Origin of the sequence: Ideonella sp. (assembly GCF_041287625.1) — a bacterium.
GTDB lineage: Bacteria > Pseudomonadota > Gammaproteobacteria > Burkholderiales > Burkholderiaceae_C > Ideonella.
Genome location: NZ_JBGGNH010000017.1, coordinates 1 through 22,303 on the forward strand (window position 1 = coordinate 1; position 22,303 = coordinate 22,303).

A 22,303-nucleotide genomic window follows, 5' to 3' on the forward strand; every position below is an offset into this window, starting at 1 on the left:
AGTGCACCCGGCAACGCTGCCAGGTGGCCTTGAAGACCTTGGCGACGGCCGCCTTGATGCCCTCGTGGCTGTCGCTGATGACGAGCTTGACGCCACGCAAGCCACGCCGGTTCAGGCTCCTCAGGAACTCGGTCCAGAACGGCTCGGCCTCCGAATGCCCGACCTTCAACCCGAGCACCTCGCGCTGGCCGTCGGTGTTGACGCCCACCGCCACTATCACCGCGACGCTCACGATGCGCCCGGCCTCGCGCGTCTTCACGTACGTGGCATCGATCCACAGGTACGGCCAGTCGCCCTCGATCTGGCGGTTCAGGAAGGCGCCCACGCGTTCGTCGAGTTCGCCGCACAGGCGGCTGACCTGGCTCTTGGAGACGCCGCTCATCCCCAGGGCCTTGACCAGGTCGTCCACCGAGCTGGTGGAGATGCCCTGCACATAGGCCTCTTGGATGACCGCGGTCAGCGCCTTCTCAGCCGTGCGCCGGGGCTCCAGGAACTCGGGGAAGTAGCTGCCCTGGCGCAGCTTGGGGATCTTCAGCTCGACGCTGCCGGCGCGCGTGTCCCAGCTGCGCTCGCGGTAGCCGTTGCGGCTGTTGATGCGCTCAGGCGTCTTCTCGTCGTAGCCAGCGCCGCAGCGCCCCTCGACGTCAAGCTCCATCAGGCGTTGGGCCATGAACTGAACCATCTGGCGCAGCACGTCGACGTCGGCTCCCTTCTCGGCCAGCTCGGTCAATGCCATAGTGGCGGTGGTCATCGTGGAAATCTCCTTGGACAGGTTGGTGGGTCGCACCTCAACCATATCCGGGACCACGATGGCCACCCCGATCGGGATCGCCGTCGCCGCGCGGCAAGCCGCTTCGGGCTACGCCCTACGCGCCTTGCCGCGACGAAAGACTTACACCACTTCCTGGGACATCAACCCCAATACGCTTCCTTCGGTTGACCGACTGCCGACCACAGGTACCCGTTGGTGTGATAGCCCGGATCCGTCATTCCCCACCAGGTGACTCGGTGCACGCCCCCCTTGTAGTGGGGGTGACGACCGCCACGGCCGGCGGCGTACTCCTTGAGCAAGCTGAATAGTTTCGCGTACTGGATGCCCTGCTCCATGAACAGCGCGTTCATTTCAGGGCCGTTCTGAATCCGCTGGCCTTTGTCCAAACCCAGGGTGGGCGCCAGATCGAGTTCGGTGAGATCGACATTCACGCCGGTTTCGAGATAGGTCTTGATGGTCCTCTCGAAGGCGTCCAGATTGAGCCGCATGTCCCAGTGCCCCTGCGTCCCGATGACGTCGATCAGCGGCCTGGGCTTTCCCTTGGCATCCAGCAGTATCCGGCCTTTGCCTGCGGCCGACTCGGCCGCGTACCGTTCATTGAACTCCTCGACCATCGAAGCGATCGCGTTGGCCTTCGACGCCCTCTCGCTGTCGTTGAAGTCGTTGTAGTTCAGTAGCGCCGTCGTGTTCTGGCGTGCGTAGAAGAAGGCGTCATACATGTAGTCCCAGCTTTTCCCGCCTTTGGAATAGGCCTGGGCCCACCTGGAAGGCCGCTCCTCCGGGTTGTAACCGGTGCGCAGGGCGTTCCTCCAGTCGGCAGGGTTTTCGGGGTTGTCTTTGAACGCTTCGTTGACGACATCCCACGCGTAGACCTTGAACGGTTCCCCATCGAAATGCCCGGCTACCGTTCTGACGTACGATTCCAGATACGTCTTTGCCGCTACGAAATCCCATGGGGTTTCCCAGCCGCCTCCAGGCGTGAGTACATTGGCCGCAGGCCACGAAGCTGACTGGTTGTGCCAAAGCAGCGTATGCGCTGTGACTTTGAATCCGCGGGCATTGGCCGCGCGGAGATCATTATTAATGCCTGAAGTTACATTGGTCAGGAACGAGGGGGCTTGGTCAGTGATACCACCGCTCCAAAGGGACTGGGGCTTCATCGCGTTGTCGGGCGTCACAGCGTTGAAGTGTTTTACGGTCATGGCAGCGACCGAATTTTCACCTGGCACTACATTGGCGCCGAAGTTGTTTGCGTTGAGATTAGTGTTGCCGATGAAGAAATAGTCTTTGTAGACATCTTTCAGTGCTGGCCAATCAGCGGGATTTGCAGGCCGATCAGCTGCCACAGCGCCGGTTGCAACCGCCAATACCAATGGCAGAGCGACAAATACAGAATTGATTCGACGTTCAGTGCTCAGATGCATGCTTGTCTCCTTCATTTTTGGAAATGGCCTCTGCGGGAAGATGACCTCGACGTCACAGCCGCGCCCCTTGCAGCAAGCCGCGGTCGGCAAGATTGCCGATGAAGGCGCGCAGGCCGAAACGCCAGGGCGGCGCGGCCTCGCAATGCGTCACGCGGTTCTGCAGGCTGCCCAGCCAGTGGCTGTGGATGGTGACCACGTCACCCAGCTTGTGCGTGAAGCCGCTGCCGGGCTGGTCGCGGTCTTCGATGGGTGCGAAAAGCGTGCCCAGGAACAACATGAAGCCGTCCGGGTACTGATGGGCCGCCAGCGTCTGCGCCACCAGTTCGCTGGGGTCGCGGCTGATGCTGGCCATGGTATTGATGCCGCGAAGTTCATAGCCGTCCAGACCCGCCACCCGCAGGTGAACCGTCTCTCGCCTCACGTCGTCCAGGCTGAAACCGGCATCGAACAAGCGGATGAAGGGGCCGATGGCACACGAGGCGTTGTTGTCCTTGGCCTTGCCCAGCAGCAGCGCGCTGCGGCCTTCGATGTCTCGCAGGTTGACGTCATTGCCCAGCGTGGCGCCGACGATCTGGCCACGGCCGTTGACCGCCAGCACCACCTCTGGCTCGGGGTTGTTCCAGGCCGAGTCGGCACGCACGCCGATGTCCTCGCCGCAGCCCACCGAGGCCAGCACAGGTGCCTTGGTGAAGACCTCGGCATCCGGGCCGATGCCGACCTCCAGGTACTGCGACCACAGGCCCTTCTGCTGAAGCAGGGCTTTCAAGGCCATGGCCTGCGGCGACCCGGGCCGGATGTCCGACAGCCGCTCACCGAGCAGCGCATTGACCTGGGCGCGCAGGCTCTGCGCACGACTGGCATCGCCGCCTGCCTGCTCTTCGATCACGCGCTCGACCAGGCTGGCGGCAAAGGTCACGCCCGCGGCCTTGACCACCTGCAGGTCGCACGGGGCCAGCAGCCACGGCAGCGCTTCGTTGCGCGCACCGCTGCGGCTGTTGGCCAGCAGGCTCTCCACACTGCACAGGTGTTCGCCTGCGGCCTGGCTCACGGCCTGAGCCGGATCATCGCGTTCGAGCAGGGTGCTCATGGTCGGGAACTGCGCGCTGAGGTCGAACACGCCCTGCTCACGCAGGGCCACCACGGCCGGGCCTGCAATGCCATCGCTGCGCCAGACCCGGGCCACGAGCGTGCCGGACAAGCCGTCGGCGGGCAGGATGGCGGCCAGGTCGGCAGCCAGGGCGGTCAGCGAAGTCATGTGGAGTCCTTCAAGCATTCAGGGGCGGCAACGCGGCGGCCCGGTCCGGGCGCGCGGCGCCGGCAGGGACGGAAATTCAGTGGTTGTGGCGCGGGGTCTTGTCGGCGATGCGGCGATAGGCCAGCGCGAAGTCAAGCGTCGCGCCGTCCACCAACTGGCCGGTCTTCTCGCGGTATAGCGCCTCCCAGGGCGAATGGCTGGGCGGCACCGGCGGCGCAGGCAGTTCGCGGCGGCGGCGTGCAATCTCTTCCGGTGCCACCAAGGCGTCGCAGCGGCCGGTGTTCAGGTCCACACGGATCATGTCGCCGCTTGCCAGCCAGCTCAGGCCGCCGCCAACGGCGCTTTCGGGTGAGACATTGAGAATGGACGGGCTGTCAGACGTGCCGGACTGGCGGCCGTCGCCCAGCGTGGGCAAGGTGGTGATGCCGCGGCGGATCAGCACGTCCGGCGGCTGCATGTTGACCACCTCGGCGGAGCCCGGCCAACCGATGGGACCCGCCCCTCGCATCACCAGGATGCAGGCTTCATCGATGTCGAGGCCCGGATCGTTGATGCGGGCGTGGTAATCCTCGGCGCCCTCGAACACCACGGCGCGGGCCTCGAAGATGCCTTCGGCACCGGGCCGGTTGAGGTAGCTTGCCCGGAAGCGCTCGGAGATCACCGAAGTCTTCAGGATGCCGAAGTCGAACAGGTTGCCGCTCAGCACCAGGAAGCCGGCCTGGTGCATCAGCGGCTGGTCGAAAGGCTTGATGACCTCGCGGTCGCGGGTCTCGCGGCCTTGCAGGTTCTCGGCCATGCTGCGGCCGGTCACGCTGAGGCAATCGCCCTGCAGGCGCCCGGCCTGCAGCAATTCCCACATCAGCGCCGGAACGCCACCGGCACGGAAAAATCGCTCGCCAAGGAACTGGCCCGCAGGCTGCATGTTCAGCAGCAGCGGCAGGTCATGCGCGTGGGTGCGCCAGTCGCTGGCATGCAGTTCGACCCCGGCATGGCGCGCCATGGCCATCACGTGGACCTGCGCATTGCTGGATCCGCCGGCGCAACTGATGACCGACAGCGCATTGAGAAAGCTCTCTCGCGTCAGGATGCGCGAAGGCCGCAGGTCCTCATGTGCCATCCCGACGATTCGCCGGCCGGTCTCGTAGGCCATCTGTCCACGCTCTCGATACGGCGCCGGAATGGCGGCGCAGCCCGGCAGCGACAGGCCCAGCGCCTCGGCCACCGCGTTCATCGTCGAGGCGGTGCCCATGGTGTTGCAATGGCCCGCCGACGGGGCGCTGCTGCAGGCCCGCTGCAGGAACTCTTCTTCGTCGATCTCGCCGGCTGCCAGCTGGCGGCGGCTGCGCCAGATGACCGTGCCCGAACCGACCAGTTCACCGTCGTGCCAGCCATCCAGCATGGGCCCGCCCGACAGCACGATGGCAGGGATGTCCACCGTCGACGCCGCCATCACGCCGGCCGGCGTTGTCTTGTCGCAGCCGGTGGTCAGCACCACCGCGTCGATCGGGTAGCCGTAGAGGATTTCGACCAGGCCGAGGTAGGCCAGGTTGCGGTCCAGCGCGGCGGTGGGCCGCCGGCAATTCTCGAAGATCGGATGGACCGGGAACTCCATCGGGATGCCACCAGCGTCCCGGATGCCGTCGCGCACCCGCCTGGCCAGGTCGAGGTGGATGCGGTTGCAGGGCGACAGGTCGCTGCCGGTCTGCGCAATGCCGATGATGGGGCGACCGGAACGCAACTCTTCAGGCGTGAGCCCGTAGTTCATGAAGCGCTCGAGGTACAGCGCGGTCATGTCGGATCGCGCCGGGTCGGCGAACCAGTCACGTGACCGAAACGGGCGGCGGGGGGTCTTGTCCATGGCAGCGTGGGCAGGCAGCAGGAATGGGGGCAAGGCGTTACTTCGCGCCGCCCCTGACCTTGGCCAGCTCGGCCATCATCTCGGCGGTCGTTGCCTCGCCGAATTCCTTGGCGTACTTGGCCACCACAGGCTGCAGCTTGGCGCGCAGCTTGGCCTGCTCCGCGGGCGGCAGCTCGGTGACCTGCATGCCAACCTTCTTCAACTCGCCCAGCGCCTTGTCACCGAACGCGCGGATGGTCTTGCGCTCGTAGAGCGTGGCTTCGCGGGCGGCGTCCTGCACGATCTTCTGCTCCTGCGCCGACAGGCCGTCCCATGTCTTCTTGGACAGCAGCAGCACCCAGGTGCTGTACATGTGGTGCGACAGCAGCAGGTGCTTCTGCACCTCATAGAACTTGCTGGCGAGGATGGTGGCAGGCGGGTTCTCCTGGCCGTCCACTGCGGCCTGCTCCATGGCCGAGTAGAGCTCGGTAAACGGCAGCGGCGTGGCGTTGGCACCCAGGGTGTTGAAGGTGTCCAGGAACAGCGGGTTCTGGATCACGCGCAGCTTCAGGCCCGCCAGGTCCTCGGCCTTGGTGAGGGGCCGGCGTGAGTTGGTCACGTCACGGAAGCCATTTTCCCAATAGCCAAGGCCCACCAGGCCTTTTTCCGGCAGCGTGGCCAGCAGCTTTTGTCCGACCGGGCCATCCAGCATCGCGTCGGCCTCGAGTTCGGTGTTGAAGGTCAGCGGCAGATTGATCACGCCAAAAGCCTTCACCATCGAGACCAGCGTCGAGCTGTCTGGCACGGTCATCTCCAAAGTGCCGCCGCGCAGGGCCGAGGTCATGCTGATGTCGTTGCCCAGCGAGCCGCTGGCAAACAGCTTGACCGTCATCTTGCCGCCACTCTTGGCAGCAAGCTGCTCACCGAAATACCGGACCGCGGCAGCCTGGGGATGGTCTTCGCTCAGCCCGATGCCGACCTTGAACGTGTGTTCCTTGACTTGTGCAGCGGCGGGCACCGCCAGCACGGACAGCAGCGCGCCAACCAGGGCGAGGGTCTTGAATTTCATGCTTGTCTCCAATGGTTTGAAGTGGCGCGACGGACCCATCGGGCGCCATCGGCGGCGCGTTGGTGAACCTGTGTCGGTCCCCTTCAGCGCCGGCGCAGGTTAGGTCTGCACGGGCCCTGGGTCTACTCAATTTTTTGCTAGCATCCATTCCAGACAGTTATGACTTCAGACTCCTTTACGGGCAAACCCTTGTCCATGGCACAGGCCTGTTCCCGCCTGCGCTTCCGGCATCTGCAGTTCCTGGACATCCTCGGCCACACGCGCAACCTGCGCCTGACTGCCGAGCAAATGCACATCACCCAGCCTGCGGCCACCAAGATCCTGATGGACATCGAGGAGATCCTGGAGTCGCGGCTGTTCGAGCGCCTCTCGCGCGGCATGCGGCCCAATGAACTGGGGCTGTTCACGCTGCGCTACGCGGCCAGCGCGCTGGCAGGCCACCGCAAATTCGTGGACGAGTTCAACGCCCTGCGGCAGGGCGGTCACGGCCACCTGACCATCGGCGCCATCACCGGCTCGGCTGCTCATTTGCTGATCGCTTCTGTCGCCGAGATCCAGCGCCTTCGGCCGCTGTTGGTGCTGAAGATCCTGGAGCACAGCAGCGACCAGCTCATCGTCTGGCTGGCCGAGCGCAAGATCGACCTGATGATCGGCCGCTTCACCGAAGAAGCCCAGCAAACGCAGTTCCACTACGAACGCCTTTCCAGCGAGACGCTGGACCTGGTCGCGGGTGTTCATCACCCGCTTCGTGCTGCAAGCGATCTGGAACTGGCGAAGCTGGCGCACTGGCCCTGGATCCTCTACCCCACTTCGACGGCCTTGCGACGCGTGTCGGACGAGGCATTGGGCAACACCGGGCTGGCGCTCAGCTCGGGCGTGGTCGAAACGCCCTCTTTCCTCTTTGCGCTGGCCTTGATGCAGAACACCGACATGCTTTCGTTGCAGCCAGCGGCGCTGGTGGACAAATACGTCAGGAAAGGCCTGCTGGCGCGCATACCGGTGGCCCTGCCAGCCCACATGCCGGACTACGGCGTGATCACCAGGCTGGACGAGGCCCTCACACCCGCGGCGCAGGCGTTCATCAACGTGCTGCGCAGTGTTGCCGCACCTGTGCCGGAAGCGGCATGAGCCGGCGTTAGGCGCGTACCTGCGCCCGACCGGCTGTTGACCTGGGCGGAACATCGTTTGCCGCAAGCCAGCATCATCCGCAACCGAAACAGGAAAGAGGTGCCCCATGAGCAGCTTGAGCGATCCCCAGCCCGTCCCGGGCAAGAAAACGCCCCGTCGCGCGGAGCCGATCCAGCCGGACCGACCCGGCAGGGGCGCCGACGCCGAAGGCAGCGGGCAAGGCGATGACGAAGCCGCGTCCGCCAGGAAGCACCTCGAGCAGGAGCAGGCAGCGGTGGACAACGTTCGCGAGGGCTACAAATGAGCCGCGCGCCAGCAGGCGTCCGGCCCATCCCAAGCCTCGGGTGACGGCAAGCCGACGGCACGGCGGATGCGTGCACGGCCTGGCCCGTCGCCGCATCTACTTGGGCGGACGCACGCTCTGCGCGAAGGTGCCGACGAGTTCGGCCTTGGCCAGCACGTGGCCCTTCATCGCGGCGAGCACCTCGTCCCGCTCCGCGCCTGGCGGCACGGAGAGCATGGTGTCCAGCGCGAAGACCTGGAAGTGATAGTGGTGCGGCGGATCGCCCACTGGCGGGCGCGGCCCGTAATAACCGGGTGAACCGCGGCTGTTCCTGCCTTGCAGCAAGCCGTCGGGCTCGGTCAGCCGGGGCTGCTCCTGCAAGCCCTCCGGCAACGCGGTCATGGTGCCCGGAATGTTCCAGGCCACCCAATGCACAAACGGCGTGATGGGCTTGGCGTCCGGGTCTTCGAGCACAAGCGCGTAGGACCGCGCCTGCGGCACTGCGGTCCAGCTCAGTGCGGGCGACACGCCGTCCGCATACTCGCTGAAGCGCTGCGGCATCGCGCCATTCGCAGCAAACGACGGTGCGCTCAGGCCGAGACCGGACGTGCCGCCACGGGTTTCGTCGCGCAGCATCGCCAGCGGCACGCCAATGCCGCGGCCGGCCTGCGCGAGCATCGCGGCGGCGGGCGCCGGTGCGCCGGGTTGCGCCCTCGCGCCGGTGCCGTTGTAGGCGACCCGGTAGATCACGCCATTGGCGTCGTCTGCCATCAGCAAGGCGCCATCCTTGGCCACCGCCAGCCCTACCGGCCTGGCCATGTGCGTCCGCCCGCCATCGGTGAGAAAGCCTGCAAGGAAAGGCTCGAAGCCAAGCGGCTGGCCGTTGGCGAATTTCACCCGCACCACCTCGTAGCCTGAAGCCGGGTTGCGGTTCCAGGAACCCCGCATGGTGACAAATGCATCGCCCCGGTACGCCGCCGGAAAGTTCGTGCCTTGGTAGAACACCATCTGCATCGGCGCCGCGTGGGCGGCGTAGCCCAGGACCATCGGCGTGCTCAATTCGCGCCACTGGGATTTGGTGATGTCGCCGACCGGCGTGCTCTGCGGGTTTTCGCCGCCGTCGCCCCAGATGTGCGGCCAGCCATATTGCTTGCCCTTCTCGATCCGGTTCAGCTCTTCGGGTTGGACCTCGTCGCCGAGGAAGTCGATGCCATGGTCCATGCCCCAGAGTTCGCCGGTGCCGGGCTGCCAGTCGAAGCCGATGGTGTTGCGCAGCCCGGTGGCGAAGATCGTCCGGCTCTTGCCGTCCGCCGAGGCGCGCAGCAGCGTGGCGTTCTCGGGGTTGGTTTCATTGCACGCGTTGCAGGTCGAGCCAACGCTGATGTAGAGCATGCCGTCCGGCCCGAAGGCCAGCGTTCGATTGGCATGCTGGCCCGCGTCAGGCAGGTCGCCGATGATCATCTCCAGCGGGCCGAGCAGCCCGTCCGGCTGGATGGTCGCAACGAAGACTTCCTTCACCGTCGCCAGGTAGAGCTTGCCGTCCTTGATGGCCAGGCCATGCGCGCCGGCGCGAGTGGCCACCTGCACCGGCACGCCATCGGCCCGGCCGTCGCCATCGGTGTCGCGCAGCATCAGCACATCGCCCTGGTCCCGGCGGCTGACATAGACCGTGCCGTCGGGCGCCACAGCCAGGATCCTGGTGTTCTTCAGCCCTTGCGCAAACACGTTGACGGCAAAGCCGGGTGGCGACCTGAGCTGGCCGATGCGCTCCGGCGTGGCGGCCACCTTGTCCGGCTTGAAGACGGCGGTGCGGATGGGCACGTTGGTGCCGTCCCCCTGCTGCGACCAGGCAGGCAGGCAAAGCGCGGCGGAAGCCAACGCCAGTGAAGTCGCGAGGCGGTCGAACCCGGATGAAGAATGCAGTGCCATGTGCGGTCCTTGCAAAGCGTCCGCACCGTGGGCAATGCGCGTGCCACCAGCATCGCCTCGCTGACGCAGGCGGCCCGGCTGTTGGCGGCCGGTTCACGAGGCCTGGACCGGCCGGCGGCCCGGGCCGTCTGCGAATTTCTTGATCGCCCCGCCGAGCCTGGCCGCCAGACCGGGCTCGCAAGAGGGCGCTCGCGCCTGCCACGCGTGCGGCTCATCCGCTGGCGACAGCCGCATGTGCAGATCCTGCCCACGCGGTCCAGCGGCAATGATCCGCAAGGTTGGCGCCAGCCCTGGCACCTTGCTGGGAAGCAAGTGCACCTCGTATTCCCCGGGCAGCAGCCGGCAGGGTTGGCCATTGATCGTGTGGGCGATGACACGCTCGCCATCGCGCACCACCATGCGTCGAGAGCTCATGTTCAGGTTCCCCTTGTGGCATGAGGCACGGCGCCCAGGCAGCCGTCACCTCCATGAACCGGCCAAATGGCTGCGGGCCGGATGTTTTCAAGAGTGCCATCGCAGGATCCGCTCGATGGCAGTTCGCGCAAGGAGATGCCAGCCCCGAGCTTCGCCTCCCACAGGCCTCCAGCCAGGTCGTCGGATCAGCCGCCGCATGGCGGCTGCCGCGACTGGCCAGGAGGCTGTTCAACCCAGGGTCGTGTCGAGGAACATCATCAGCACGAAGCCCGCCATGAAACTCGCGCTGGCCGCGGCCTGCCGGCCCTCGCGGTGCGATTCGGGGATCACCTCGTGGCAGATCACGTACAGCATCGCGCCGGCGGCACCTGCCAGGCCCCAGGGCAGCAGGCTGGCCGACAGCCCCATCACCAGCACGCCGATCAGCGCGGCCAGCGGCTCCACCAGCCCCGACGCGGCACCGATCAGCGCGGCCGGCCAGCGGCCATAACCGGCGGCCAGCAAGGCCAGCGAGACGACCAGGCCCTCGGGGATGTCCTGGATCGAGATGCCGGTGGCCAGCGCTTTCGCGCCCAATGCGTCACTGCCCGCGAAGGCCACGCCGATGGACAGCCCTTCTGGCACGTTGTGCAGCAAGATGGCCAGCACGAACAGCCAGGTGCGGCGCAGCGCCGGATCGGCGTGGCCGTGTTCATCGTGCAGGAAATGCACGTCTGGCAGCAGACGGTCGGCCAAGTGCACCAGCGCCGCGCCCAGCAGCATCGCCAGGCCGACGGTGGTGCCGGCCGACAATGACGGCGCGCCGAGCCGGCGCAAATGCGCCAGCGCCGGCACGATCAGCGAAAACGCGCAGGCGGCCAGCATCACGCCGGCGCCAAAGCCCATCATCATGCCGAAGCTGCGCGCCGAAAAGCGCTGCGACAGCAGCATCGGCAGCGTGCCCAGCGCAGTGGCGAGCGCCGCCATGCCGCCGGCCATCAACGCCGCCGCCGCCAGCGAGCCTGACGGCGCGAGTTGCCGCAACAGGTCCGCCAGCCCGACGACCGCGCCCAGCAGCACGATGCCGAAGCCCAGCAGGCGCCGCCACGGCAACGCAACCGGCGGCGCGGCCTCTCCCGGTTGAGATGCGCGCGCCATCGTTCAATTCGGCGCGGCAGGCGGCGTCATCGCCGCGGTGGCCGCGTCGACCGGCGTCAGGCCGGCGCCCAGTTCGGCGCCGGTGACCGGCTCGCTCAGCGGGTCCGAAGCACTGCGCAGCTTCATCTGCTCACAGGCCTGTTCCTCGACGGCGGAAAGCTGCACCGAGGCGCCACCGCCGCCACCGTCCACGGCCATCTGCTGCTCGCGGTCGGACACGTAGGCAAAGGCCGGCTCGTTGTTCCACGGGCCGCGCATGTCGCCCTCGCCTTGCGACATGTTGAAGTAGACGCTGGCGAACTCGGGCTTGCCCGGCAGCTTGCCCGGCGGGAAGTTGGGGCTGATGGAATACAGCGCCTTCTCGAAGGACTTCTGGTGCGCCACTTCGCGTGTCATCAGGAAGCCCAGCGCTTCCTTCACGCCGGGGTCGTCGGTGACGTTGATCAGGCGCTCGTAGATGATCTTGGCGCGCGCTTCGGCGGCGATGTTGGAGCGCAGGTCGGCGGTCGGTTCGCCGATGCTGTCGATGTAGCCGGCGTTCCACAACTGGCCGCCGGAGTTGACCAGCGCGGGGCCTCCGCCGTAGAGCAGCTGCGTGACGTGCGAGTCATTGCCGGCGCCCTGCAGCGAGCGGAACAGCTCGGCCTCGCTGGCGGTGGCTTCGGCAAGCTGGCCCTTGGCGCCCTTGTTGAGCATCGCGATGATGGTGCCGATCACTTCGAGGTGGCTCAGCTCCTCGGTGGCAATGTCCATCAGCATGTCCTTGCGGCCCGGGTCGTCCTCGGCCAGCGCCTGCGTGAAGTAGCGGCAGGCCGCGGCAAGTTCGCCCTGCGGCCCGCCAAACTGTTCCAGCATCAGGTTGGCCAGCGCCGGGTTGCATTCGTTGACACGCACCGTGTATTGCAGTCGCTTGTTGTGAGCAAACATGGAAATTCCAATCAATAGAAAGTTGACAGAGAGGGTTGAAAAGGAAGGCAGCCTGGCCACGTGGCAAGGGAGGTTCCAGGGCAACGCGGCTTTACATCAGCGGCGCCGGCGCCTTCATCCGGGACGGTGCCGGCTGCTGCCGCCGCCGTCGCCGGCATCGCCGTCGCGCAGCACCAGCGTGACCAGCAAGGCGGCGTCGCTACGCGCCTTCAGCGCATGCGGCTGCCGGGCCGGCAAGGCCAGCAGTTCGCCGGGACGCAGGTGACGCAGGCCGCCCGGCATCTGCACCTCCACTTCGCCTTCCAGGCAATGCAGCGTGCATTCGTCATCCACATGGTGTTCCGGCTGCGACTGGTGCGCGGCCAGCACCAGGTGCAGCAACTGCAACCGGTCGGTCTTCAGCAGGCTGCTGCTGGCACTGCCAGGCAACCGCGCGCCAAGCGGCGAGACATTGATCACATCGAGCAGTTGGGCATGCGGCAAGGCCATGGCATCTCCGTGTAGCGGGCGGCAGCGGGAGCACCCGGTTGGCAACGCACATGCCTGGATCGGCAGGCCGCGCGAAGCTGGCCAAGGGTTTTGTCGGCGCGATGGCCGACCTGCCGCAGCACACCGGCAAGGGAGGGACGCTGTATGTCTTCTCGCTGCCATGAACCGCTGCGCGCCGCCGCATTGCTGGTGGCGCTCGCACGACAGCCTGGAATTCGAGCGTTGGGCCGGGCGTGACTTCGGCACCCCGCTGCGCGCCAGCGGCACCCGGCCGGCTGCCGCGGCCTGAGGGCTCTGGCCTCCGCGGGCCTCTCCAGGCTCATTCACATCTCGCTGTGGTGATTTCGCCAATGCCTTGCACCAGCCCGCGCAGTGCGCTGGTGTGATCGTGCAGCGTGGCCGCCTCGCTGGCCAGTGCCGAGGCCAGCCGGGTGTTGCCTTGCGCCGCGGCCGCCTTTTCGGCCTGCAGCACGAGTTCCCTTTTTTCCTGCAAGGCCCGGATCGACGACCACAGCGCCTCGTCCGTCGAAAGCGACTGGGACGCGCGCAGCGTTTCGAGCGTGAACGCATGGCCGGTGTGGCAACGGAAACGCTGGGGCGACGTGCCGGCGAGCTGCCACAGCGTGCCGCCGCAGTCCGGGCAGGCAAAGGTCGAAGGCTGGCCGATGGCGCGCAGGTGGGCGATGACGTCGCCCTGGCCCAGCAACACGGCCTCCTCATGAACGGTGCGATCGCGCTGCGGCATTGGCACTGGGCTTTCCTCGACAGGTTGATCGATCAGCTTGCAAAGCAGCGGGGCCATCTCGCGGACCGGAACACAGTGGTCGACCGCGACATGCCTGAGCACGCTCAACGGCATGCTGGGCGCCTCCGCTTCGGACGGATCCTGCACCACGCAGGTTCCGCCGAGGTCCTTGATGGCCTGCATGCCGGGCGTGCCGTCGTCGAGCATGCCGGTCAGCACCAGGCCGATGGTGCGGGCACCGAAGGACAGCGCCGCGGAGCGGAACAAGGGGTCGATGGCGGGGCGCGAGTGATGCTCCTTCGGCCCCCTGAGCAAGCGCAGCACGTCACCTTCGACGCGCATGTGCTGGTCCGGCGGCGCAACATGGATGCGGCCTTTCTGCAGCGGCGCCCCGTCCTCCGCATGGACGGCCGGCAGCGGGCCGGCCGAACTCAGCAGCGCCGGCAGCACGCTCCGGTAGGCGCCGACATGCAGCACCACGCCGATGGCCGCGCCGAAGTCTTCCGGCAGGCCGCGGCAGATCTCGCGCAGCGCGGCCACGCCGCCCAGCGAGGCGCCGATCACGACCAGTCGAGCGTTGTGCATGGCCGGCCTTGGACGGTCAGCGAGAAGCGGCATGCGCGTTCGAGGCCGCGGCATCGGGCGGGGCGCCGGCGAGCGCGCGTTGCGTTGCCGCGCGCTGGCCTGCGTGCACATGGCCCGTGGGGTCGGCGATCTGGAACGGCGTAGCCTGGCCACCGTTGGCCTGCGGATCGACCGGCGGGCTGGGCAGGTCGGCACGCGCCTGCCGCTTTTCGGCGCTGTCCACGCCCAGGCGCCGGTCGCGCGCGGCCACCATCGCCGGGTCGGCCTGGCCGTCGGCGGTAAAGCCCATCATCAGCTGCGGCACGCCGAGCGGCAGGCTTTGCTGCAGGTCGGTGTGCCAGGTGTGCCAGGTCTTGCCGTAGGTCGAGACCAGCCTCTGCATCAGCGCGTGTTCCGCCGGCGCCGGAATGCCGGGCGCCACCAGCTGGCCCGAGTGCACCTCGTGCACATGGCTGTGCCAGAGCCGCTTCTCCTCGGCTGGCAGGGTGGCGAACAGCGCCGCGCTGACGATGTATTCGACGCCCATGATCTTCGCGTCGCGCTGGTTGCCGTCGAAGATCACGCACTGCGTGAGCGCTTCGTTGAGCTCGCTGCAGTAGTGGTGCGCCTCCATCTGCTGGCCGGGCTGGCCGCTGTAGAAGTGGAAGCCGTCCAGGTAGGCATTGAGCGCGTCGACCGGCAGCCGGGATTGCAGCAGCGCGGCGCCAGCATCCAGCGCGCGCGTCTTCAGCGAGGTCGGCGGACCCGGCGCATCGACGGGCGAGGCCGTCTTGCCGCCATCGCAGGCGACCAACGCGACGGCGAGGCAACAGGGCAGCAGCGGCTTCGGTGTCATGGCAGCGGGTGTCCGGAAGGTCCGGCACCCGGCGAGCCGCGAAACCGAAGCCGCGACCGGCCCGCCGGCCGGGGGGGCCGGCGGAGGATGCAGGCGCATGCTCAGTTGCGGTCTGGCCGGGCCGACAGGGCGTCGCCGGTCCCGGAACCGGCGCCGTAGCTGGAGCCGCCGGCACCGCCGGACGAGGACGTGCCCGACGCGCTGCTGCCGGTGTCGCTGCTGCTGCCCATGCCGCTGGTGCTGCTGGTGCCGCTGCTGCTCGAACTGTTGTTCATGCCGCCCGTGCCGCTGGTGCCGGTGCTGCCACTCGTGCCACTCGTGCCGGTGCTGCCGCTCATGCCGCTGCCGCTCGAGCTGCTGCCACTCTGCGAGCTGCCGTTCAGGTTGTTGCTGCCCGACTGGCCGCTGCCGGTGGTGGCGCTGGAACCGGAGCCGCCGCCGGTGTTGCCCGTGCCGCCAGCCGACTGCGCGTACAGGACGCTGCCGCTGGCCACCAGGCCGGCCGTGACAGCGGTGGTGAGAAGCTTGGTCAATTTGCTCATGGTGCTCTCCTGAAAAGTGGGGCCCGGTTGATGCCGTGATGCGGTCGGCATGCGGGCCGCGACGCCGATCGGCCTCGCGGTGGGCTTACAGCAATGCATGTTCCTTGCGTCGCATGGCTGCGGCAAAGCGGCCAGCCGGACGCCGGTGCGCGATTGCTGCAACCCTTTCCCACGGATTTCCCAAGGCCGCCGATGGATTCAGGCCTCGTCGGCTGTCACGCCGGATGGCCATGCCGCAGGAAGCCGGGGATCTCGGCATCGACCCGCCTCCGCAACGTTCCCGGCGCTCGCCGTGGCTGCCGGCCGTTGGGCATGAGGCTTGCCCGCAACGGCACCGCGGCGCGTTCCAAGCCTGCGGCTCGACCGAGGTGACCATGGACGAACCGCGCCACGAACACGCAACCGATGGGACGGAGCACGCGCCTTGGAGAAACACTGGCCCCAGACCTTGTGGATCGTGCGGCACGGCCAGAGCGCCGGGAATGTCGCGCGGGACAACGCCGAGGCGGCCGGCCTGCCATTGATCGACATCGCCACACGCGACATGGACACACCGCTGTCTGCATTGGGCGAGCAGCAGGCGATGGCCTTGGGCGAGTGGTTCGGCAGCCAGCCGGCCGACCAACAGCCGGAGGTCATCCTGTGTTCGCCCTACGTGCGCGCACATGACAGCGCCCGGCTGCTGATGAAGGCCGCCGGCCTGAGCGAAGACCGGGTGTGCTTCCTGGTCGACGAGCGCTTGCGTGAAAAGGAATTCGGCGCGCTGGACCGCCTGACCCACCTCGGCATTTCCCAGAAATACCCGGAGCTCACCGAACAACGCGCACACGTAGGCAAGTTCTACTTCCGCCCTCCCGGCGGCGAGAGCTGGTGCGATGTGATCCTGCGGCTGCGCAGCGTGGTGGAGATGGTCACCCGAGAACACGGCGGGCAACGGGTGCTGATCATGGGGCACCAGGTCATCGTCAACTGCATGCGCTACCTGCTGGACCAACTGGACGAGGCGCGTGTGCTGGCCATGGACCGGCAGGGGGACATTCCGAACTGCGGCGTGACCACCTACGTGCTCGACGAAACCGTGAAACCCAAGGGCAAGCTGGTCCTGCAGGTGGCCAACTTCGTCTCGCCGCTGCGGCGGGCCGGCGCGCCGGTCACCGTCGAAGCCGACGTGCCGGCGGCGCCGAAATCCTGAGTGGCTGCTGGCGAGGCATCCGTCCCATGCATCGGCCCGTCACGCCTGACCTTGTTTCCCCGGCCACCTTGCGCGACTGGCCGCTGCCGGTTCACGCGTGCACGGAAGACAAGGAAAGCCGCGGCCGCGCGCTGGTGATCGCGGGCAGCCGGGAGATGGCCGGCGCGGCCATCCTGGCCGGAACCGCGGCCTTGCGCGCCGGTGCCGGCAAGCTGGTGATCGCCACTGCTGAGCGCCTGGCGAGCCGCGTGGCAGTGGCGATGCCAGAGGCCAGGGTCGTCGCATTGCCGGAGACGGCGGCCGGCGGATTCACCGCAGAAGGCGCGTCGCTGCTGGCCCCTTTCGCAAAGCGCGCCCACGCGATGCTGATTGGCCCCGGCATGCTGGACGAGCCGGCAAGCTGTGCGTTCGTGCATGCCTTGCTTGCCGAAGTGGCCACGCCGGTGGTTCTCGACGCGGGCGCCATGGGCGCGGTGAACGGCCACCCGCGCTTTGAAAGTCCTGTGCTGCTGACGCCGCATGCCGGCGAAATGGCGCACCTGACCGGCAACGCCAAAGAAGCCATCCTGGCCAACCCATTGCCTGCTGCGCTGGACGCGGCGCGACGGTGGCATGCCACCGTCGCGCTCAAAGGCGCCTGCACCTGCATCGCCGCCGCGGACGGCCGCTGCTGGCAGCACGAGGCCGGCAACGCAGGCTTGGCCACCTCGGGTTCGGGCGATGCGCTGGCCGGCATCATCACCGGACTGGCTGCGCGTGGCGCCAGCCTGGAACAGGCTGCCGCATGGGGCGTTGCGCTGCATGCCGCAGCGGGCCGGGTGCTGGCCGAACGGTTGGGCCCGATCGGTTTCCTGGCACGCGAGCTGCCCCAGGAAATCCCGGCTTTGATGCATGCGTGGGGCGGCTGAAGCAGCAGGCAACCCGTGAATGCAGGCTTGGCCGGAAAGCACCGTATCCGCGACGCGCCTGCATCCTGGCGCGGTGCAGCATCGCGTTCAGACGCTGGCTCGACCGTGCGATCCCTGCCCCATTCACTCGGAGCTTCCTACATGTCGAATTTCCGCAAACTCGCACTGGCCGCCTTGGCGCTGCTGATCCTGTTCATCCTGTTGAGCATTCCCACCTGGTAGGCACGGGCAGGCCAAGGCAACGACAGCCAGCGCTCTGGCCACCTCACATCGCAGGACCTCTTGGCATTTGCACGGTTCAAGGTCGCCCCTTGGCAGTGATCGGGCTTCGGGGTGGTCTATGGCGCGTGCGTGTCGTCGAGTGCGCTGGCGGCAACCTGCCGCACCGGCAGCGAGATGCGAAAGCTGGTGCCGACGCCGACCTCGCTGGTGACTGCGATGTGGCCGCCATGCTTGCGGACGATGCCGTACGAGAGCGACAGCCCGAGACCGGTGCCCTTGCCGACTGGCTTCGTGGTGAAGAAAGGATCGAAGATCTGCTTCAGATTCTCGGGCGGGATCCCGCAACCGTTGTCGGAGATGTCGATGAAGACGCGGTCATCGCCTTCGCGCCCGGTCGTGATGACGATGCATCCCGTCATGCCCTGAAGCGCGTGTGCGGCGTTGACCAACAGATTCATGAACACCTGGTTCAGTTGCGACGCCAAGCATTCGATGTGCGGAATGTTGCCATAGCAGCGCTTGACCTCGGCGACGTACTTGATCTCGTTGTTGGCGATGTTCAGGGTGCTGTCCAGCCCCTTGTGGAGATCTGCCCACTGCCAGCCTTGCTCGCCCACATGCGAGAAGTCCTTCAGATCCTGGACGATCTGCTTCACTCGCAGGGCGCCGTCCTTGGATTCGTCCACCAGTTGCAGCACCTCCTGGCTCAGAAATGCGTAGTCGTTGACGTCCTTGACCCGGTGCAGTTCCGACAAGGTCACCGCACTGAATACATGCTCCTGCGCCTCGTACGCGGCAACGATGGAGAGCAGCGACTTCGAATAGTCGCGCAGGGTGCCGAGGTTGGACGTGATGAAGGCGATCGGATTGTTGATTTCGTGCGCCACTCCGGCGGCGAGCTGACCAATGGCAGCCATCTTCTCGGACTGGAGCAATTGATGGTGGGCCTCCTCCAGACGCTTGATCAGCACCTGCTGTTCGTCGGTCCGGCGCTGCAATTCGTCACGCGCCTGCTGACGCTCGCGCAGGTCGGCTCGCAGCTGTTCATTGCGCTCGTTGAGTTCGAGAGACATCATTTCGAGCGCCCGCTCGATGAGCATGCGCTCCCCGTCCGCATCTTCGTACGCCTGGCTGACAGCCCCCAGCAGCAGCTCCAGCCCGGTGGGCACCGAGTAGGTATCGCCGAATGCGCGCCGCAACTGACGTCGAAGCAACTTGTGATGGGAGGAGCTCATACCTCTGAGAAAGTCGTGATCGTCATCGTCTGGTTGTGCAGCTCGCATCCACCAAGCGTCCCCTGAGGGCAGAGTTCGCCGTAGGAGTAAAAGCCGGCAAGCGCCGTATCGCCAAGCACTTCGCGAACGCCGTCGATCTCTTCCTCGATGCGCTGGCGAAGCACGAGTTTTCGGCCGACGCAACTGATCAGGACCGCCAATTGCGCATTGTCGCGGCCCAGCCGCCGCAGCCCTTCGGACGCGGCACCGGACGCACCATCGACCAGGCGATCGAAGTTGGCCTTCATCAGGCGGGCCTTGGCCCCTTCGGGGATGTCACCCCCGAAGGTCATGCTGCCGGAGGCTTCGTCGATGCCCAGCACGGTGCGTACCAGCCCGGCGCCGCCGCGCCCGTCTTCCAGCAGCAACGGGAAGCGCAAACCCGTTGCGGGCAATCCGCACGAGTGTTCACCCAGGTAGATCTTGTAGAGCTCCAGTGCCGATTTGCCGTCCAGCTCGAAAAGCACGTTGCCTCGCGAGCGAGTCACGGTGCGAAGGGGCCCGAAGCTGTCCCAGCCACCGACGCTGCCGTATCCGACAAGCAAGTCGTCGCCATAGAAGCCGATGCCGACGACCTGCCGGCTCTGCCCGATGCCGTTGCACATCACCAAGGTTTCCATGAACCTGTCGGCGTCGGCCGCCAGCCCACCGGTAGCGCAAATACCCTCGGGCAGGCGCTCGCGCAAAGCCTTGGCGAACGACGTGCCGTTGACGACAAGGCCGTCGCAAAACGTCATCACGTGCCGCAGGCCCGGGCGCACCAGCTTGAGCGCGATCTGTTCTGCCGCTTCCCGGCCATCCGTGTCTTCGGCGACCGGAACAAGGACCCAGTCGATCGCGCTGCGCTCGAATTGCACGGCCGTCGTCACCAGGGAGTCATCGTGCACACGCGTACCGAGGATTTCTCCGGCGGTCGAGCAACCGGCGATCAGGGCGTTCGGGTGCCACGCCCGCAACTGATCGAATAGCCCTTGTTGGCGAAGAGTGCCGGGTGAACCGAAGGCAAGCACGAGTTGATCGAGGGCGCCGGCGGCAGGAGATCCGTCTGTCCAGCCGGCGGCCGGCGTCCACAGGCGCTGTCGAATCTTCATGGGTCTTCTCCAGGTGGGCGCGGCATCAACACACCGCGTCTTGCTGACATGGAGCGGGCACCAGCGTCTCTTGGACATTTCGACAAGTTGGACAGCCACTTGAGCCTGTTTTGCACCTCGGTTCCGGCCCTGCCCCAGCGCCGGATGTTGGAGGGATCGTCTCAGTGCTTCATGCCGGCGCCAAACTCCGGAAGAAGGTGGTGGGAATGATGTTCTGGATCTGCGGCGTGCCCGGCAGCGAGTCCATCGTGAAGCTGAAGGCGCCCAGCGCGATGGTGCCGGGGATCAGGCGCTTGGGGATGTCGAGCTGCCGGAACAGTTCGGCCGCGAACGGGTACACGGCAAACACCGCGACGAACAGCGACACGCCACCGTAGGTGAGCGCGGCGCACACCAGCACGATGGACAACATCGCGCGCGCCTTGCCCACCAACCGGATCGTGGCCGCGACGATGGCCCTGGCAAAGCCGGAGATCTCGATGAGCTTGCCGAACAGGGCGCCCATCATGAACACCGGAAAGTACAGTTTGACGAACTGCACCATCTTGTCCATGAACACGCCCACGTAAACGGGCGCGACTAGGCCCGGGTCCGTGAGCAGCACGGCCAACAGCGCCGCCACTGGCGCGAACAGGGCTGGCCCGGGTCCTCGCCAAAGGGTCGGGTGACTAGCGGCGCAGGCTCTGCGCGGCGGCGACGATGACCGCGGCCACTTCGGCTGGCTTGCTCATCATCACGGCGTGGCCTGCCTCCAGGCTGGTGAGCTTCGCCTGGGCCCGGTCCGCCATTGCCTTCTGCGCGGGCGGCGGGATCATGTGGTCCTGCGCTGCCAGCACATACCAGCTCGGCTTGCTCCGCCATGCCGGCACGCTTACCTTGTCGCCGAAACTCCGGGCCGCAATCGGCTTCTGGGTGACGGCCATCAGGGCTGTCCTGGCAACGGCCAGGTCCTGCGCGAAGTGCTCGCCGAAGTTCCTGGCGCTCATCCAGAGGTAGCCGTGCGCATCGGGCTCGATGCCGGCCAGGCCAGGCGGCTGCGGCAGGTCCTTGTTCGAGGACAGGTCGTTCACGGATTCACCGTCAGCTGGCGCAAAGGCTGCGACATAAACCAGGCCGGCCACCTTCTCTTGCCGGCCCACCTCGGTGACGACCACACCACCCCAGGAATGCCCCACCAACAGCACCTTGCCCGGCTGCCGGTCGATGGCGCGCTGCGTGGCCGCCACGTCGTCGGCCAGCGAACTGAGCGGGTTCTGCACCGCGACCACCGTCAACCCCTTCTGCTGGAGCAGCGGGATCACGTCGTTCCAGCAGGAACCGTCTGCCCAGGCGCCGTGCACCAGGACCACGGAGAGTTGTTGGCCAGGCGATTCGGCTGGCGCTGCGGCGACGATGCCAGGATTCAACCAGGAACTCAGCGCCAGGCCTGTCGCAATCGTCAGGGCAGACAGCCGGGGAAAAAGCGGGGGGGTCATCGCGGGTCCGATCATCAAATGAAGTGACGCCAATGTCCTTTGATGCGGGCGCATCCGCGTCCTCCCTGGGGCGTGTGCCGGCTCTTCCATAGGTGGCACTCGGCATGTCCTTCGTCGTTGAGCTCCGGCGGCTTTTCCGGCGCTCGGCAAGGCCGCCAGGCTTGGTGCGCCTTTTGGCCACCGTGCCGCCCTCCTCCATGCACACGGACCGAAGCCACGCGCCGAACACACTCCGGGAGGACAGCGGTGCCCGCGCGTGCACGCCTGTTCGCTGCACCTTCCAACCTGAGGATGAACCGATGAATGACTTGATGATCTCGCTTGCACTCGGCCTGGGCATTGGCGTTGCCTGCCGATGGTTCGACCTGCCGCTGCCGGCCCCGCCCAAGCTGGTGGGCGCCCTGCTGGTGCTGGCGATCACCTTCGGCTTCATGGGCGTCGACCAACTGATGCGAGGCCGGGCATGAACACCGCCGCAACGCAGAAGACCAAGATCGCGCTCGGGCTGCTGCTGGGCTTTGCGATTGGGGCGCTGTGCCGCTGGACCGGCGTCCCGTCACCGGCACCGCCGGTCCTGGCGGGCGCGCTGCTGGTGGTGGCCATGACCCTGGGCTACATCGCCACGGACCGCTGGTTCGCGAAGCGAGAGGCCCGCCACCGCCACCTGTGCGGTGGACCAGACGGTTCGCTGAAGCGCTCGCCGAAAGCGCTCGCCGACTAGCGGCGACTGAGGCCGGCGCCTACCGGCGTGGGCCTCATCACAACCCGCC

General features: G+C 66.8%; 24 protein-coding genes and 1 pseudogene. 8 read left to right on the forward strand and 17 right to left on the reverse strand.

The genetic code is table 11. The features are described 5' to 3' along the window. The 5 genes from ACAH41_RS06645 to ACAH41_RS06665 all read right to left on the reverse strand — a co-directional run. Nucleotides 1-751: IS256 family transposase (locus ACAH41_RS06645; protein WP_370538228.1), on the reverse strand; the 751-nt coding region annotated here is incomplete at its 3' end. A 161-nt stretch (nucleotides 752-912) separates the two neighbouring features. Continuing rightward, nucleotides 913-2,196 (reverse strand): endo-1,4-beta-xylanase, encoded by a 1,284-nt coding sequence (locus ACAH41_RS06650; protein ID WP_370538229.1) that lies wholly within the window; start codon nucleotides 2,194-2,196, stop codon nucleotides 913-915. Nucleotides 2,197-2,248: 52 nt separating this feature from the next. Continuing rightward, a complete protein-coding gene (locus ACAH41_RS06655) occupies nucleotides 2,249-3,451 on the reverse strand; it encodes a fumarylacetoacetate hydrolase family protein (protein ID WP_370538230.1) in 1,203 nt (400 codons plus the stop codon). Nucleotides 3,452-3,527: 76 nt separating this feature from the next. After that, a complete protein-coding gene (locus ACAH41_RS06660) occupies nucleotides 3,528-5,309 on the reverse strand; it encodes an IlvD/Edd family dehydratase (protein WP_325652283.1) in 1,782 nt (593 codons plus the stop codon). A 37-nt stretch (nucleotides 5,310-5,346) separates the two neighbouring features. After that, on the reverse strand, nucleotides 5,347-6,357 hold the full coding sequence (locus ACAH41_RS06665) for a TRAP transporter substrate-binding protein (RefSeq protein WP_325652285.1): 1,011 nt from the start codon (nucleotides 6,355-6,357) through the stop codon (nucleotides 5,347-5,349). A 195-nt stretch (nucleotides 6,358-6,552) separates the two neighbouring features. On the opposite strand from ACAH41_RS06665, the gene ACAH41_RS06670 reads away from it, so the two are divergent. After that, a complete protein-coding gene (locus ACAH41_RS06670) occupies nucleotides 6,553-7,485 on the forward strand; it encodes a LysR family transcriptional regulator (RefSeq protein ID WP_325652428.1) in 933 nt (310 codons plus the stop codon). A 106-nt stretch (nucleotides 7,486-7,591) separates the two neighbouring features. After that, nucleotides 7,592-7,789: a hypothetical protein gene (locus ACAH41_RS06675; protein ID WP_325652286.1), complete on the forward strand. Its 198-nt coding sequence runs from the start codon at nucleotides 7,592-7,594 to the stop codon at nucleotides 7,787-7,789. 96 nt (nucleotides 7,790-7,885) lie between these two features. Here the strand turns inward: ACAH41_RS06675 and ACAH41_RS06680 are convergent, their stop codons facing one another. The 5 genes from ACAH41_RS06680 to ACAH41_RS06700 all read right to left on the reverse strand — a co-directional run bounded on the left by ACAH41_RS06680 (nucleotide 7,886) and on the right by ACAH41_RS06700 (nucleotide 12,664). Beyond that, the gene (locus tag ACAH41_RS06680; protein ID WP_325652288.1) at nucleotides 7,886-9,697 is read right to left on the reverse strand and encodes a YbhB/YbcL family Raf kinase inhibitor-like protein; all 1,812 of its coding nucleotides are present in this window, start codon (nucleotides 9,695-9,697) and stop codon (nucleotides 7,886-7,888) included. Between the two features lie 93 nt (nucleotides 9,698-9,790). Beyond that, nucleotides 9,791-10,111, reverse strand: coding sequence for a hypothetical protein (locus tag ACAH41_RS06685; RefSeq protein WP_325652289.1), 321 nt, complete (start codon nucleotides 10,109-10,111; stop codon nucleotides 9,791-9,793). A 228-nt stretch (nucleotides 10,112-10,339) separates the two neighbouring features. After that, the gene (locus tag ACAH41_RS06690) at nucleotides 10,340-11,248 is read right to left on the reverse strand and encodes a ZIP family metal transporter (protein WP_325652291.1); all 909 of its coding nucleotides are present in this window, start codon (nucleotides 11,246-11,248) and stop codon (nucleotides 10,340-10,342) included. A 3-nt stretch (nucleotides 11,249-11,251) separates the two neighbouring features. Further along, nucleotides 11,252-12,175 carry a manganese catalase family protein gene (locus ACAH41_RS06695; RefSeq protein WP_325652293.1) on the reverse strand — a complete coding sequence of 308 codons (924 nt, stop codon included), beginning with the start codon at nucleotides 12,173-12,175 and terminating at the stop codon, nucleotides 11,252-11,254. 114 nt (nucleotides 12,176-12,289) lie between these two features. Further along, nucleotides 12,290-12,664: a cupin domain-containing protein gene (locus ACAH41_RS06700; RefSeq protein ID WP_325652295.1), complete on the reverse strand. Its 375-nt coding sequence runs from the start codon at nucleotides 12,662-12,664 to the stop codon at nucleotides 12,290-12,292. Nucleotides 12,665-12,824: 160 nt separating this feature from the next. Between ACAH41_RS06700 and ACAH41_RS06705 the strand changes: the two genes are divergently transcribed. Beyond that, entirely contained in the window at nucleotides 12,825-12,953 is a 129-nt protein-coding gene (locus tag ACAH41_RS06705; protein WP_325652297.1) for a hypothetical protein, read from the forward strand. Between the two features lie 30 nt (nucleotides 12,954-12,983). Here ACAH41_RS06705 and ACAH41_RS06710 read toward each other — a convergent pair whose 3' ends face one another. From ACAH41_RS06710 to ACAH41_RS06720, 3 genes are all read right to left on the reverse strand, one after another. Beyond that, nucleotides 12,984-13,994, reverse strand: a complete 1,011-nt coding sequence (locus ACAH41_RS06710; RefSeq protein ID WP_325652299.1) for a chemotaxis protein CheB — start codon at nucleotides 13,992-13,994, stop codon at nucleotides 12,984-12,986. A 16-nt stretch (nucleotides 13,995-14,010) separates the two neighbouring features. After that, a complete protein-coding gene (locus ACAH41_RS06715; protein WP_325652301.1) occupies nucleotides 14,011-14,829 on the reverse strand; it encodes an OBAP family protein in 819 nt (272 codons plus the stop codon). Nucleotides 14,830-14,930: 101 nt separating this feature from the next. Next, a complete protein-coding gene (locus ACAH41_RS06720) occupies nucleotides 14,931-15,371 on the reverse strand; it encodes a hypothetical protein (protein WP_325652303.1) in 441 nt (146 codons plus the stop codon). Nucleotides 15,372-15,795: 424 nt separating this feature from the next. On the opposite strand from ACAH41_RS06720, the gene ACAH41_RS06725 reads away from it, so the two are divergent. Genes ACAH41_RS06725 through ACAH41_RS06735 form a run of 3 tightly spaced genes read left to right on the forward strand, consistent with a single transcriptional unit; the run spans nucleotide 15,796 to nucleotide 17,693 of the window. After that, nucleotides 15,796-16,563 (forward strand): histidine phosphatase family protein, encoded by a 768-nt coding sequence (locus tag ACAH41_RS06725; protein WP_325652305.1) that lies wholly within the window; start codon nucleotides 15,796-15,798, stop codon nucleotides 16,561-16,563. A gap of 26 nt (nucleotides 16,564-16,589) precedes the next feature. Continuing rightward, a complete protein-coding gene (locus ACAH41_RS06730) occupies nucleotides 16,590-17,471 on the forward strand; it encodes an NAD(P)H-hydrate dehydratase (RefSeq protein WP_325652306.1) in 882 nt (293 codons plus the stop codon). Between the two features lie 15 nt (nucleotides 17,472-17,486). Continuing rightward, complete coding sequence (locus ACAH41_RS06735; protein ID WP_325652308.1) at nucleotides 17,487-17,693, forward strand: hypothetical protein; 207 nt, start codon at nucleotides 17,487-17,489, stop codon at nucleotides 17,691-17,693. A gap of 116 nt (nucleotides 17,694-17,809) precedes the next feature. Here ACAH41_RS06735 and ACAH41_RS06740 read toward each other — a convergent pair whose 3' ends face one another. The 4 genes and pseudogenes from ACAH41_RS06740 to ACAH41_RS06755 all read right to left on the reverse strand — a co-directional run bounded on the left by ACAH41_RS06740 (nucleotide 17,810) and on the right by ACAH41_RS06755 (nucleotide 21,533). Further along, nucleotides 17,810-18,928 (reverse strand): ATP-binding protein, encoded by a 1,119-nt coding sequence (locus ACAH41_RS06740; RefSeq protein ID WP_325652311.1) that lies wholly within the window; start codon nucleotides 18,926-18,928, stop codon nucleotides 17,810-17,812. After that, on the reverse strand, nucleotides 18,925-20,058 hold the full coding sequence (locus tag ACAH41_RS06745; protein ID WP_325652313.1) for an FIST N-terminal domain-containing protein: 1,134 nt from the start codon (nucleotides 20,056-20,058) through the stop codon (nucleotides 18,925-18,927). Before ACAH41_RS06745 ends, ACAH41_RS06740 begins: the two co-directional genes overlap by 4 nt. A gap of 184 nt (nucleotides 20,059-20,242) precedes the next feature. Next, nucleotides 20,243-20,701 (reverse strand): annotated as a pseudogene (locus ACAH41_RS06750) (GntP family permease); the annotation flags it as partial. Between the two features lie 25 nt (nucleotides 20,702-20,726). Next, nucleotides 20,727-21,533 (reverse strand): alpha/beta hydrolase, encoded by an 807-nt coding sequence (locus ACAH41_RS06755; protein WP_325652315.1) that lies wholly within the window; start codon nucleotides 21,531-21,533, stop codon nucleotides 20,727-20,729. Between the two features lie 299 nt (nucleotides 21,534-21,832). On the opposite strand from ACAH41_RS06755, the gene ACAH41_RS06760 reads away from it, so the two are divergent. Beyond that, the gene (locus tag ACAH41_RS06760; protein ID WP_325652317.1) at nucleotides 21,833-22,000 is read left to right on the forward strand and encodes a DUF1427 family protein; all 168 of its coding nucleotides are present in this window, start codon (nucleotides 21,833-21,835) and stop codon (nucleotides 21,998-22,000) included. After that, nucleotides 21,997-22,254, forward strand: a complete 258-nt coding sequence (locus ACAH41_RS06765) for a DUF1427 family protein (RefSeq protein ID WP_325652318.1) — start codon at nucleotides 21,997-21,999, stop codon at nucleotides 22,252-22,254. The genes ACAH41_RS06760 and ACAH41_RS06765 overlap by 4 nt, the downstream gene beginning before the upstream one ends. Nucleotides 22,255-22,303: the final 49 nt, after the last annotated feature.